Source organism: Flavobacterium sp. (genome assembly GCF_043773265.1).
In the GTDB taxonomy this organism is placed as follows: domain Bacteria; phylum Bacteroidota; class Bacteroidia; order Flavobacteriales; family Flavobacteriaceae; genus Flavobacterium.
On the sequence record NZ_JAYVFH010000182.1, the window covers coordinates 31,096 to 44,648 of the forward strand.

General features: G+C 30.3%; 14 protein-coding genes. 9 read left to right on the top strand and 5 right to left on the bottom strand.

Features of this window, described 5'->3' with window-relative positions:
- Positions 1–26: 26 nt before the first annotated feature.
- From ACH2BO_RS09820 to ACH2BO_RS09840, 5 genes are all read left to right on the top strand, one after another.
- A complete protein-coding gene (locus ACH2BO_RS09820) occupies positions 27–1,001 on the top strand; it encodes a polyprenyl synthetase family protein (RefSeq protein ID WP_395044565.1) in 975 nt (324 codons plus the stop codon).
- Between the two features lie 57 nt (positions 1,002–1,058).
- Positions 1,059–1,409 (top strand): hypothetical protein, encoded by a 351-nt coding sequence (locus ACH2BO_RS09825; RefSeq protein WP_395044566.1) that lies wholly within the window; start codon positions 1,059–1,061, stop codon positions 1,407–1,409.
- A 231-nt stretch (positions 1,410–1,640) separates the two neighbouring features.
- The gene (locus ACH2BO_RS09830; RefSeq protein ID WP_395044567.1) at positions 1,641–3,194 is read left to right on the top strand and encodes a hypothetical protein; all 1,554 of its coding nucleotides are present in this window, start codon (positions 1,641–1,643) and stop codon (positions 3,192–3,194) included.
- Complete coding sequence (locus ACH2BO_RS09835; protein ID WP_395044568.1) at positions 3,187–4,434, top strand: radical SAM/SPASM domain-containing protein; 1,248 nt, start codon at positions 3,187–3,189, stop codon at positions 4,432–4,434. Before ACH2BO_RS09830 ends, ACH2BO_RS09835 begins: the two co-directional genes overlap by 8 nt.
- A gap of 15 nt (positions 4,435–4,449) precedes the next feature.
- Positions 4,450–5,178: a sterol desaturase family protein gene (locus ACH2BO_RS09840; protein ID WP_395044569.1), complete on the top strand. Its 729-nt coding sequence runs from the start codon at positions 4,450–4,452 to the stop codon at positions 5,176–5,178.
- 35 nt (positions 5,179–5,213) lie between these two features.
- On the opposite strand, the gene ACH2BO_RS09845 is transcribed toward ACH2BO_RS09840, so the two are convergent.
- Both ACH2BO_RS09845 and ACH2BO_RS09850 read right to left on the bottom strand, forming a co-directional pair.
- A complete protein-coding gene (locus ACH2BO_RS09845) occupies positions 5,214–5,765 on the bottom strand; it encodes an outer membrane beta-barrel protein (RefSeq protein ID WP_395044570.1) in 552 nt (183 codons plus the stop codon).
- A gap of 41 nt (positions 5,766–5,806) precedes the next feature.
- A complete protein-coding gene (locus ACH2BO_RS09850) occupies positions 5,807–6,355 on the bottom strand; it encodes a hypothetical protein (protein ID WP_395044571.1) in 549 nt (182 codons plus the stop codon).
- Positions 6,356–6,471: 116 nt separating this feature from the next.
- Between ACH2BO_RS09850 and ACH2BO_RS09855 the strand changes: the two genes are divergently transcribed.
- Genes ACH2BO_RS09855 through odhB form a run of 4 tightly spaced genes read left to right on the top strand, consistent with a single transcriptional unit; the run spans position 6,472 to position 10,939 of the window.
- The gene (locus ACH2BO_RS09855; protein WP_395044572.1) at positions 6,472–9,243 is read left to right on the top strand and encodes a 2-oxoglutarate dehydrogenase E1 component; all 2,772 of its coding nucleotides are present in this window, start codon (positions 6,472–6,474) and stop codon (positions 9,241–9,243) included.
- Positions 9,244–9,477 (top strand): DUF4160 domain-containing protein, encoded by a 234-nt coding sequence (locus tag ACH2BO_RS09860; protein ID WP_395044573.1) that lies wholly within the window; start codon positions 9,244–9,246, stop codon positions 9,475–9,477.
- On the top strand, positions 9,458–9,694 hold the full coding sequence (locus tag ACH2BO_RS09865; protein ID WP_395044574.1) for a DUF2442 domain-containing protein: 237 nt from the start codon (positions 9,458–9,460) through the stop codon (positions 9,692–9,694). The genes ACH2BO_RS09860 and ACH2BO_RS09865 overlap by 20 nt, the downstream gene beginning before the upstream one ends.
- A gap of 30 nt (positions 9,695–9,724) precedes the next feature.
- The gene (gene odhB / locus ACH2BO_RS09870) at positions 9,725–10,939 is read left to right on the top strand and encodes a 2-oxoglutarate dehydrogenase complex dihydrolipoyllysine-residue succinyltransferase (RefSeq protein WP_395044575.1); all 1,215 of its coding nucleotides are present in this window, start codon (positions 9,725–9,727) and stop codon (positions 10,937–10,939) included.
- Between the two features lie 108 nt (positions 10,940–11,047).
- Here the strand turns inward: odhB and tsf are convergent, their stop codons facing one another.
- The 3 genes from tsf to rpsI form a co-directional block, all read right to left on the bottom strand.
- A complete protein-coding gene (gene tsf / locus ACH2BO_RS09875; RefSeq protein WP_395044576.1) occupies positions 11,048–11,872 on the bottom strand; it encodes a translation elongation factor Ts in 825 nt (274 codons plus the stop codon).
- Between the two features lie 141 nt (positions 11,873–12,013).
- Positions 12,014–12,847: a 30S ribosomal protein S2 gene (gene rpsB / locus ACH2BO_RS09880; RefSeq protein ID WP_395044577.1), complete on the bottom strand. Its 834-nt coding sequence runs from the start codon at positions 12,845–12,847 to the stop codon at positions 12,014–12,016.
- A gap of 278 nt (positions 12,848–13,125) precedes the next feature.
- Positions 13,126–13,512: a 30S ribosomal protein S9 gene (gene rpsI, locus ACH2BO_RS09885; protein ID WP_395044578.1), complete on the bottom strand. Its 387-nt coding sequence runs from the start codon at positions 13,510–13,512 to the stop codon at positions 13,126–13,128.
- Positions 13,513–13,553: the final 41 nt, after the last annotated feature.

Below are 13,553 nucleotides of genomic sequence, written 5' to 3' on the forward strand. Positions count from 1 at the left end.
AACTTTAAACTTTAAACTCAGAATTAATGCAAGCAATCTCTCATTACCAAGAATTAATATCCAATTATTTTGATGATTTAGAATTAGTAAAAGAGCCAAAAAATCTTTACAACCCAATTCAATATATTTTATCGCTTGGAGGAAAAAGAATGAGACCAATATTAACATTAATGACAACCGAAGTCTTTGATGTTGATGCGAAAAAAGCAATTCCGGCAGCAACAGCTATTGAGGTTTTTCATAATTTTTCGTTAGTTCATGATGATATAATGGATGATGCACCACTACGAAGAGGAAACGAAACTGTTCACGAAAAATGGGATGTCAATACTGCAATTTTATCTGGTGATGCTATGCTTATTTTGGCTTATCAACATTTTGAAGAATATGAACCAAAAGTGTTTCGAGATTTGGCAAAATTATTTAGTAAAACTGCATTAGAAGTTTGCGAAGGACAGCAATATGATGTAGATTTTGAAACTAGAGATGATGTAACCATTACTGAATATTTAAAAATGATTCAATATAAAACTGCAGTTTTGGTTGGTGCAGCCATGAAAATGGGAGCAATTGTTGCCGAAACATCAGAAGAAAATGCCAATTTAATTTATGATTTTGGATTAAATCTAGGAATTGCTTTTCAGTTACAAGATGATTATTTAGATGCTTTTGGTAATCCAGAAACTTTTGGTAAACAAGTTGGCGGCGATATTATTGAAAATAAAAAAACCTATTTATATTTAAAAGCAATTGAATTTGCAAAACCCAACGAAAAAGACCAATTATTACATTTATTTTCTGTTCAGCCAAATGAAAGCACAGATAAAATAAATTCTGTAAAAGAAATTTTTAATACAACTGGCGCTTCACTAGAGACACAAAAAGCAATTCAAGTATATACTTTTAAAGCTTTTGAAACCTTAGAAAAAATGAAAATCAATGATGATAAAAAGTCAATGTTGAAGGTTTTTGGCGAAAAATTAATGAGTAGAAATGTTTAAAATGACAATTTCAATCTCAAAAATCAATCTCAAAAATTGACATTGAAATTAAAAAATATGTATATAGCACCAAATACAATTGAAAATTTACTTTCTGAAGCAGAAAAAGAAAGTTTATATCTAAAATTAATTGAACAAATTAATAAAGATTTTAATTTAGCCAATGAGCCAATAGATTTTCATCTCAGTATAAAACCAGATGAATTAAAAGTTCAATTACACGAAAAAGTATATAAATTAATTCAATATAAATTTGCCGAATATTTAAATCTTCTTTATATTATTGATGTTTCAGAAGATCAAATAAAAAAACTTGATGGTTCAGATATTTCTGAACTCGCCGAGCAAGTTGCCTTTTTAATTCTTAAGCGCGAATGGATGAAAGTTTGGTTTAGAAAAAACTATTAATACTCTATTTAACAAATATTTACATATTAAATTTAAATTTATTTTGTAAATTTGATATTCATTTTAAGTTTATTTTATTATTTAATATCTTAAATTATGGAAATCAAACAAATAATAGACAAACCATTTTTTCTTTTATTTTTTAGAAAAAACAGCAAAATTTTATCGCTATTAACTCTATTTGCATTTTTAAACCTACTATTTTCTTGTTCTTATTATAAATCTCGTCCAATGGCGACAAAAAACGGCGATTTTTATAAAGATTATAACTCCATTAAAAAGAAAGAACGCTACATTATTTTACACTCTGGTAACGAATTATGGCATTTAAATAATGTTGTATTAAATCAAGACACTAAAGAAATTACGGCAACTTTAGATTCTGTTAATTATAGTCATTCATTATATCAGTTAAGCGCCAACAAAACATCAATGCGTTATAAAGCATCAAAATCTGATAAAACATTTGAAATTCATTTTTATATAAATGATGCTTTACAAAAAACAATGGGTTCTCAGGTTAGCATACCGTTTTCTAGTATAGTAAAAACTAATGTTTACCAAACAGATACAGGCAGAGTAATTTTTAGTGTTTTAGGATATACTGTTGGTGTTGCGGCATTTATACTAATTATTATTGCAGCAACAAAAAGTTCTTGCCCTTTTGTTTATATTAAAAATGGTGAAACCTATAATTTTGTTGGCGAATTATATCCAGGTGCAATTTTGCCAAACCTTATTCGAACTGATTATTTGCCGTTACAAGATTTTAATTCAATTGATAATGACTATGAGCTCAAAATTACAAACGAGTTATTAGAAATTCAACATACCGATTTGGCTCAGTTAGAAATAGTAAACCATCCATTAAATTGTTCGGTTTTATTAGATCAAAATGGCAATCAACATTCTATTTCTGAATTAAATTTCCCGACAGATGTTGTTATTGATGATTTTTCATCAGATATAAAACCAAGTTTAAAAAAAGATAATATTATATATGAATTTGATCGTCAAAAATCTCAAAACAACAATTGGAATACTATTATTTTAAAATTTAAAAATCAAAAATCAAAACAAGCTAAATTGGTGTTGACTGCAAAAAATTCGTTGTGGTTTGATCTTTTATACGGTAAATTCAACGAGCAATTTGGGTCGTATTTTAATAAATTTCAAAAAGAACAAAGCAAATCTCCGGCTGAAAAAAGCATAAAATGGAGAAACGAACAAGGCATTCCGTTATCGGTTTATATAAAAAACAATAATGAATGGGTTTTAATAGAAAAAATAAATCCTGTTGGTCCTTTGGCTTTTAGAGATTTGGTAATACCATTTAATTCTGAAAATATTGAAACTGAAAACATTGAAATAAAACTGGAATGTGGTTTTAAATTTTGGGAAGTTGATTATGCCGCGATAGATTTTACAAAAGATATTGATTTAGAAAAACAACAAATAAATCCATATTCTGCAATAGATAATTTAGGCAATAATGTAACCCATTTGTTAGACAAGGAAGATAATAATTTTTTAACACAACCTAATATTGGCGACGAAGTTGTATTGAAATACCATATTAATCCTCCAAAAAATGGCGAAAAACAATCTGTTTTCTTAAAAAACAGAGGTTACTATGAATACATTAGAAATTATAAAGGAATTCCAAATTTCTCAAAACTGAAAAAATTTAAATTAGAAGGCGCTCTTTCTAAATATTCAGAACAAGAATATAAAAAAATTATTGAAAATAAGAGTTTGAACGAAATAGTTTTTAGCCATGAATAGCCAAACATTATCTAATGATATTTCTACAATTCCTTTAATTATAAATGAAAATGTAGATAAAAATATATCCAAAAAAACAATAATTAATAAACAATCCTTAATTTCTGGTTTCAGAAAAAATTTAGCAGTGTTGTCTTTTCGCATAACAATTATTGGCATTGCCATTAAAAGCTATAATAATCCGTGGAATTGGATTTATGTGCCTTTAACGTTAATAAAATTAAGAAGAAAAAATTTGGGTCAACATTATTTAAAAAAATTGGCTTATGTTGATAATAGATATTATTGGGGACTTTATACTCCGGGTTGGAATGGAATTTCGTTCAAAAAATTTATTGCCGCCGAAATGAACCATGTCGTTCCTGTAAAACAAAAAGTAAACCGTTTTATTAACGCTTATGTAGCCATAACAAAAAAGTGTTCCCTGCAATGCGAACATTGTTACGAATGGGAAAACCTAAATAAAAAAGAGACGCTTTCGCCAACGCAACTAAAAAATATTGTTGCAAAAATTCAGGAAAAAGGTGTTAGCCAAATTCATTTTTCTGGAGGAGAACCACTTTTAAAAGTTGATTTATTGATTGATATTTTAAATAGCGCAAAAAAAGAAACCGATTTTTGGGTTCTAACTTCGGGTTTTAAATTAACATTTGATAATGCAAAAAAACTAAAAATGGCTGGATTAAATGGAGTTATGATAAGTTTAGATCATTTTAATGCAGAAAAACACAATCAGTTTCGAGGTTTTAAAGATGCCTATCTTTGGGTTGAAAATGGTGTAAAAAATGCCATAGACAATCAATTAGTCGTTGCTTTATCTCTATGTACCACAAAAGATTTCACCACTTTTGACAATCTCATTACTTATGCCAATCTGGCAAAAAAATTGGGAGTTTCTTTCATTCAAATATTAGAGCCAAAAGCTGTAGGTCATTATTCTGGAAAAGATGTTTCTTTATCCAGTGACCAAATTAATCTTTTAGAAAATTTTTATTTAGAGATGAATTACAATCCAAAATACAAAGATTATCCACTCATTAGTTATCATGGTTATTATCAAAGACAGCAAGGTTGTTACGCAGCTGGCAATAGAAGTTTATATATTGATACCGATGGAGATATAAACCCATGTCCATTTTGTCAATCAAAAACAGGAAATGTATTGGATGCAGATTTCGATAAATCGATATTAAAATTGCAAAATTTAGGATGTCATCAATTTAATTCAAATAGAAATTAAAAAAAACACCTAATTATGTTTTTCTTCAAAGAAAATAGCTGGTTGGCAGCAGCCATTATATTAATCTTTAGATATTTTATAATAGCTGGGATAGCTTATTTTGTTTTTTATATTTGGAAGAAAAACAAACTTTTTCATTTAAAAATCCAAGAGAAACTACCATCAACAAATCAATTAAAAAACGAAATTTTTTATTCGTTTCTTACTTTGCTAATATATAGTGGAACAAGTGGAATTGTATTATATTGGTATCAAATAGGAATGACAAAAATATATTTTGATATAAATGATTACGGAATATTATATCTAATATGTAGTATATTTATTATGATTGCAATTCATGACACTTATTTTTATTGGACACACAAATTAATGCACAGCTACAAATGGCTCTATAAATTTCATAAAATTCACCATCAATCTCACAATCCAACACCTTGGACTGCTTTTGCCTTTCATCCTGTTGAAGCTGTAATTTCTTTAGGAATAATTCCTTTGATTATTTTTATAATTCCAACACATCCTATAGCACTTTTATTATTCTTAACCTTCATGACTATTTATAATGTTTTAATACATTTAGGATATGAAATTTTTTCTAAAAAAGGAATTTTTCATCAAATTGGGAAATGGAAAAACACAACAACAAACCATGATTTACATCACGAAATTGGAGGTCGATTTAATTACGGTCTGTATTTTTCTATTTGGGATAGATTAATGAAAACCTTTAAAGAAAATTAACGCTACTTGATGTAAGTTTAGTTTAGAAATAGATATTAAAAACTAATATTTACATAAGGAATAATAGCACTAGAATAAACACTTTCGTCTTTTTTATACAATAAATTGTATTTTGCGCCAACTGATATTTTCTTTGTAACATTATATCCTGCACCAACAAACAATGCCGAATCCCAAAAACTTTTAGACGTTTTTACAGCATTAATTTCAGTTTCTGTTTTTACTCTCAATTGAGCAAATTCAAGAACCGTTTGTATAGTTTTACTTGGATTATAATAACCCAAAACATTTGCACCAAACGTTGTTGTGTTTTGTAAATTTTTTATGGCATTGTAACTGGCTTGCAAACCACTACCAAAAGATATTTTATCAGAAACTTTATAAGTTAAATTTGGAGATAAACTTATACTTGTTCCACCAACAAAGTTAAGACCAAAACCGCAACCAAATTTTAATTTTTTTTCTTTTGGTTTTATCGTATCTACAACAACCGTTTTTATAGTATCATTTTTAGATTGACAAAATGATTTTGTAGATAAAGAAAAGAAATATACTAAAATCAAAATAGGTAGAAATGTTTTTTTCATTTTGGGAAAATTTTAAATTAAAAAAGCAAATTAACTACAAATTAAAAATAAAACCTAACAAAAGGCATCAAAGCATCACCATAAACACCTTTGTCCTTGTCAAAAAGAAGATTATATCGTGCTCCAATAGTCACATTTTCTGCTCTGTAACCTGCGCCAAAAAATAAACCAGTATTCCAAAAATCTTGAGAATTATTAGAAGTACCATCAAAATCTAGATTCACTCTAAGTTGCTCTAATTCTACAGATAATTGAATTTCATCAATTGGATTTATTAATCCTATAACACTTGCACCATACATACTAGATGAATAAAAATTCTTTTGTTTTAAATAACTGTATTGAACTCCCAAACCAGCAGAAAAATATTTATTTACATTGTAAATAGCACTTGGAGCAACAGTTATATTAGAATAACCACTTCCAAAACCCAATCCCAAACCACCACCAAACTGAACATTATCCCAAAAATCTGATTTTTTTTGGGTTTCAGAACTTGGTACTTCTTGTGCAAAAGTTGTAAGAGAAAATCCAAAAAAGAAAATCAAAACTGCAAATTTATAAATCAATTGAAGTTGATTGTTTTTCATAAAATTAAAGTGTTAAATTGTAAAAGATAAAAGTATCAAAAAATAATTATATTTTTATTGAATTATCGTACTTTTGCGAAACTATTTAAACAAATCAGGTTTTTTAACTTATAACTATGGATAGGTTTTCCTTTTTAAACGCAGCTCACACACAATTTTTTGCCGATTTATACGAACAATATACTCAAAATCCAGATAGTGTTGAGCCAAGTTGGCGTGCTTTTTTTCAAGGTTTCGACTTTGGCATGGAAACTTTCAATGAGGAGAATTTAGGTAGTCAAATTGCTAGCATCTCTTCTGAAAACCCAAAAAATGCTCAAGCATCTGAAAAATTGCAAAAAGAATTTAATGTTCTTAAATTAATTGACGCCTACAGAACTCGTGGTCATCTTTTTACAGAAACCAATCCGGTTAGAGATAGAAGAATTTATACACCAAATTTAGATTTAGCAAATTTTGAACTTTCAGATTCTGATTTGAATACCGTTTTTGATGCTGCTAAAATAATTGGTCATAAACCTTCAACGTTGCAAGAAATTATTGCACATCTTAAAAATGTATATTGCCAACATATTGGTATTGAATACATGTATATGAGAAAACCCGAAGTAATTCAATGGGTTCAAGAAAAAATAAATGTTAACGATAACCTTCCTAAATTCGATATAGATCAAAAAAAGCATATTCTTGGAAAACTAAACGAAGCCGTTTCTTTTGAAAGCTTTTTACATACAAAATATGTTGGCCAAAAACGTTTTTCACTCGAAGGTGGCGAATCTATAATTCCTGCACTTGACGCACTTATAGAAGCTGCAGCCGAAAAAGGAGTGCAACATTTTGTAATGGGAATGGCTCACAGAGGACGATTGAATATTCTTGCTAATATTTTCGGAAAAGAAACCCAAGATATTTTCTCTGAATTTGATGGTAAAGATTATGACAAAGAATATTTTGATGGTGATGTAAAATATCATTTAGGATTGACATCTGAAAGAAAAACTAAATCTGGAAAAACTATTAATATTAACTTAGCGCCAAATCCTTCGCATCTTGAAACCGTTGGAGCAGTTATAGAGGGAATTACTCGTGCAAAACAAGACAAATATTTCCCAGACGATTTTTCTAAAGTGTTGCCAATTGCTGTTCATGGTGATGCAGCTGTTGCCGGACAAGGAATTGTTTATGAAATAGTTCAAATGGCACAACTTGATGGATACAAAACCGGAGGAACAATTCATATAGTAATCAATAACCAAGTAGGTTTTACAACAAATTATCAAGATGCAAGATCTTCAACTTATTGTACCGATGTTGCAAAAGTAACATTATCACCAGTTTTGCATGTAAACGCAGACGATGTTGAAGCTGTTGTTCACGCAATGCTTTTTGCCTTAGATTTTAGAATGGAATTTGGTCGCGATGTATTTATAGATTTATTAGGATACAGAAAATATGGTCATAATGAAGGCGATGAACCAAGATTTACACAACCTGTTTTATATAAAATTATTGCACGACATAAAAACCCAAGAGATATTTATTCAGAAAAATTAATTATTGATGGTATTGTTGACCAAGCATATTTAACCAAAATCGAAAACGATTACAAAGACAAATTAGACGAAAATCTTCAAGCATCGCGTAAAAAAGACAAAACTATTATCACACCATTTATGCAAGATGAATGGAAAGGTTTTGAGCAAGTTAGCGATGATAAAATGCTTGAAAAAGTTAATACAAAATTTGATAAAAAGAAGCTTTCTCAACTTGCAAACGAAATAGCTACTTTGCCATCTGATAAAAAATTTATTAGTAAAATAACAAAAATTATTTCTGATAGAAAAACAATGTTTGACAACAATGTTATCGATTGGGGAACAGCAGAAACACTAGCATATGCAACTTTGTTGACAGAAGGATATGATGTTAGAATATCTGGACAAGATGTAGAAAGAGGAACTTTTTCTCACCGACATGCAGTTGTAAAAGTTGAAGATAGCGAAGAAGAAGTTGTTTTATTAAATACAATTTCAGATAAGAAAGGGAAGTTTAATATTTTCAATTCCTTGCTTTCAGAATATGGAGTTCTTGGTTTTGATTATGGTTATGCTTTGGCAAATCCAAATGCGTTAACTATTTGGGAAGCACAATTTGGAGATTTTTCTAACGGTTGTCAAATCATGCTAGACCAATACATTTCTTGTGGCGAAGATAAATGGAACAACCAAAACGGAATCGTCCTTTTATTACCTCACGGATATGAAGGTCAAGGCGCAGAACATTCATCTGCAAGAATGGAACGTTATTTACAACTTTGTGCTCGACACAATATGTATGTAGCCGATTGCACAACGCCTGCAAATTTCTATCATTTACTTCGCCGTCAAATGAAAACCAATTTCCGTAAACCATTGGTAGTTTTTTCTCCAAAAAGTTTATTGCGTCATCCGCTTTGCGTTTCAACACAAGATGAATTAATAAACGGAAGTTTTCAAGAAACAATAGATGATATTTCGGTTGATAAGAAAAAAATAAAATCATTAGTTTTCTGCACAGGAAAATTCTATTATGATTTACTAGCCGAGAGAGAAAATTTAAAAAGAAATGATGTAGCTTTGGTTCGTATTGAACAATTATTTCCTTTACCAGTACAACAATTAAAAGAAATTATAGCTAAATACCCAAACGCTGACGATTATGTTTGGGCACAAGAAGAACCAAGAAATATGGGAGCTTATAGTTTTATGCTAATGAATTTTGATCTAGTAAAATGGAGATTAGCATCATTAAAAGCATATGCAGCACCAGCAGCAGGAAGTCACACAAGAGATAGAAGACGTCATGCAGATGCAATTAGAATGGTTTTTGACAAAGATTTATTTAGGTAAATGCCTACAATATTTTACATAAATGGCTTTAGATTTTTCTTTTATAGCAATGAACATTTACCTAAACATATTCATATAGAAAAAGCTGAGAAAACGGCTAAGTTTAATATAGAGAATATAGAGTTAATTAAATCTTACGGATTTAACGCCTCAAGTTTAAAACAAATTAGTAATTTAGTAGAAGAAAATCAAGAACTTTTAAAACAAAAATGGGATGAGTTTTTTAACAATTAATAAATCAAAAAACGCAATTAATATTGCCTTCGAAAATTCTAAAATGATTGTATTTTTAGAAGATGGTAGAGAGTTGTCAATTCCACTAGAATGGTTTCCAAGTTTAAAAAAGGCAACTGATGAACAATTAAATAAATGGAGATTAATTGGTAAAGGAGAAGGCATACATTGGGAAGAAATAGACGAAGATATTTCGATAGAAAATTTATTAGAATAAAAAAATAATAACACTTATATAGTTACAAAGATGATTTTAGAAATGAAAGTGCCTTCACCCGGCGAATCAATAAAAGAAGTAGAAATTGCATCTTGGTTAGTAAAAGATGGTGATTATGTAGAAAAAGACCAAGCTATTGCTGAGGTTGATTCAGACAAAGCAACGCTAGAATTACCAGCAGAAGCAAGTGGAATTATTACACTTAAAGCTGAAGAAGGTGATGCAGTGGCTGTTGGAGCAGTAGTATGTTTAATAGATACAAGTGCAACAAAACCAAATGCTGTAGAAAGTCAAAAGAATGATGTTCCTAAAGCTGAAGCTCAAAAAAAAGAAGAAGTAAAAACTGCACCAGTTTCAGAGAAAACTTATGCGGCACAGACACCTTCACCGGCAGCTAAAAAAATATTAGACGAAAAAAACATACAACCTTCAGATGTTGTTGGATCTGGTAAAGATGGAAGAATAACGAAAGATGATGCAGTAAATGCTGTTCCATCAATGGGAACTCCAACTGGAGGAAACCGAGGTTCTGAACGCACAAAATTATCAATGTTACGTCGTAAGGTTGCTGAAAGACTGGTTATGGCTAAAAATGAAACAGCTATGTTAACTACTTTTAATGAAGTTGATATGACTGCAATTTACGCTTTACGTGAACAATATAAAGAAGAATTTAAAACAAAGCATGGATTAGGTTTAGGTTTCATGTCTTTTTTTACAAAAGCAGTTACTCGTGCTTTACAAATGTATCCTGATGTAAATTCAATGATAGATGGACAAGAAAAAATTTCTTATAATTTTTGTGATATTTCTGTAGCTGTTTCTGGTCCAAAAGGACTTATGGTTCCTGTAATGAGAAGCGCTGAAACACTTTCTTTTAGAGGTGTTGAAGCCGAAATTAAACGTCTTGCAATTCGTGCTCGTGATGGTCAAATTACTGTTGACGAAATGACTGGTGGAACATTTACAATTTCTAACGGTGGTGTTTTTGGAAGTATGTTATCAACACCAATAATAAATCCACCACAATCTGGAATTCTTGGTATGCACAATGTTGTAGAAAGACCAATAGTGAAAAACGGTCAAATAGTTATTGCTCCAGTTATGTTTGTAGCACTTTCTTATGATCATAGAATTATTGACGGAAGAGAATCGGTAGGATTTCTAGTAGCAGTAAAAGAAGCATTAGAAAAACCAGAAGAGTTATTGATGGATAACAATGTTAAAAAATCATTAGAATTATAGTATTGTTAAAAAAACTTTAAGTCATAAAAAAACTCATTTCAATTAAGAAATGAGTTTTTTTATTATGTAAAAAATTTCTAAAAACTAAACTAAATTTAGTTTAGAATATTATCCTAAAGCTGCTCTTTTGAAACCAGTTACAGTCAAACCTGAATCTACAGATTTAATGTAAGCAGCAACGCTCATTGAACTATCTTTAATATAATCTTGATTAACTAATGTGTTATCTTTAAAGAAACGACCAAGTTTACCTTTAGCAATGTTTTCAATCATGGCTTCTGGTTTTCCTTCTTGACGTAACAAATCTTTAGCGATTTCTATTTCTTTAGCAATAACTTCAGCATCAACACCTTCTTCGTTCAATGCTATTGGATTCATTGCTGCAGCTTGCATAGCAACGTTTCTTGAAGCTTCGTCAGCTCCAGAAATATTAGCCGAAAGTGCAACTAAAGTAGCAATTTTGTTTCCAGAGTGAATGTAAGATCCAACAAAAGCGCCAGATAATTTTTCAAAAGTTCTTATTTCTAGTTTTTCACCAATAACTCCTGTTTGCTCAATAAGTTTATCAGCAACAGTAATTCCGTGAAAATCAGAAGCTAAAAATTCTTCTTTAGTTGCAAAGTTTAATGCTAAACCTGCCATTTCTGTAGCCATTTTAACAAAATTTTCATTCATTCCAACAAAGTCCGTTTCACAATTTAATGTAATAACTACACCTTCTGTTTTGTCAGCATTAACAACTGCAATTGCAGCACCTTCTGTAGATTCTCTGTCAGAGCGATTAGCAGCAACTTTTTGTCCTTTTTTTCTAAGGTTTTCAATTGCTAAATCAAAATCTCCATCAGATTCTACTAATGCTTTTTTGCAGTCCATCATTCCTGCACCTGTTATTGTTCTTAATTTATTTACGTCTGCAGCAGTAATTGTTGCCATTTTGTTTTTATTTTAAGTTTTAATATTCTTTTGTAAAAAAATAAATTCTAAATCTAAAATTCCAAATTCCAACTTTAATAAATCATCAATTAATTGATAATTATTGGAACTTGGAATTTAAAATTTAGAATTTTAACTGTTTTATTCTTCAGTTTTAGTTTCTTCTGTAGCTTGTGCTTCTTCAGTTACAACAGCTTCAACAGCTGGAGTTTCTTCAGTAGCAACTACTTCAGTTACTTCTTCTTCTGTTCCAGCTTCTTGAGCATCATCACCTTCTTTTTCAGAAGTTCTGTTTGCCAATCCGTCTTTTACAGCGTCTGTTACTAAAGTTAAAATTTTATCAATTGATTTAGAAGCATCATCATTAGCTGGTATAACATAATCTACTTCACGTGGATCAGAGTTAGTATCAACCATTGCGAAAACTGGAATGTTTAATTTTTGTGCTTCTTTTATTGCGATGTGTTCAGCTTTGATATCAACTACAAATAATGCAGCAGGCAATCTAGACATATCAGAAATAGAACCTAAGTTTTTTTCTAATTTTGCACGAAGACGATCAACTTGAAGTCTTTCTTTTTTAGAAAGTGTCATGAATGTACCATCTTTTTTCATTCTATCAATTGAAGCCATTTTTTTAACCGCTTTTCTAATAGTAACGAAGTTTGTTAACATTCCGCCTGGCCATCTTTCAGTGATGTACGGCATGTTACATGCAGCTGCTTTTTCTGCAACAATATCTTTAGCTTGTTTTTTGGTAGCTACGAAAAGTATTTTTCTACCAGATGCTGCAATTTTTTTCATAGCTTCGTTAGCTTCTTCAATTTTTGCAGCAGTTTTATATAGATTAATGATGTGAATACCATTACGTTCCATATAAATGTAAGGCGCCATATTTGGATCCCATTTGCGAGTCATGTGTCCGAAGTGAACACCTGCGTCTAATAATTCTTTAACGTCAATTTTGTTTGCCATTGTGTAATAGTTTACGTTCCGTGATTAGCAATGCGTCACCTTTTTCGCTTTAAGAAATTTTCTTTAAGACTTTGGACTGCATTTCGATGCTAAACTAATTCCTTTTTTACAAGGAATATCGACAACTTTGTTTAAAATTCAATTTTTTATGCTGAGTTAACTTGGTCTGAATTAATTTTCAGACTTTCAGCATCTGTTTGTAAAAATTCGCAGTTTCCTGAAAAGAATCTGAAACAAGTTCAGATTGAAGTTCAAGAGATACTGAAACGAGTTCAGTATTAACGTTTCGAGAATTGGAATCTCTTACGTGCTTTTTTCTGACCGAATTTTTTACGTTCTACCATTCTTGGATCTCTTGTTAGTAATCCTTCTGGTTTTAAGATAGCTCTGTTTCCTTCGCCAACTTCACACATTACTCTTGCCAAAGCCATTCTTACTGCTTCTGCTTGACCTGTTGAACCACCACCATAAACATTAACTTTTACGTCATAGTTAGTTACATTTTCTGTCATAGACATTGGTTGTAATACTTTGTACTGTAAAGTTGCAGTTGGGAAGTAAGTTGCAAATGGTTTTTTGTTAACTGTGATTTGTCCTGTTCCTTCTTGAACATAAACACGTGCTACGGCACATTTTCTTCTACCGATTTTGTGAATAACTCCCATTATTTTAAGTCGTTAAGGTTTACGGTTTTTGGTTTTTGAGC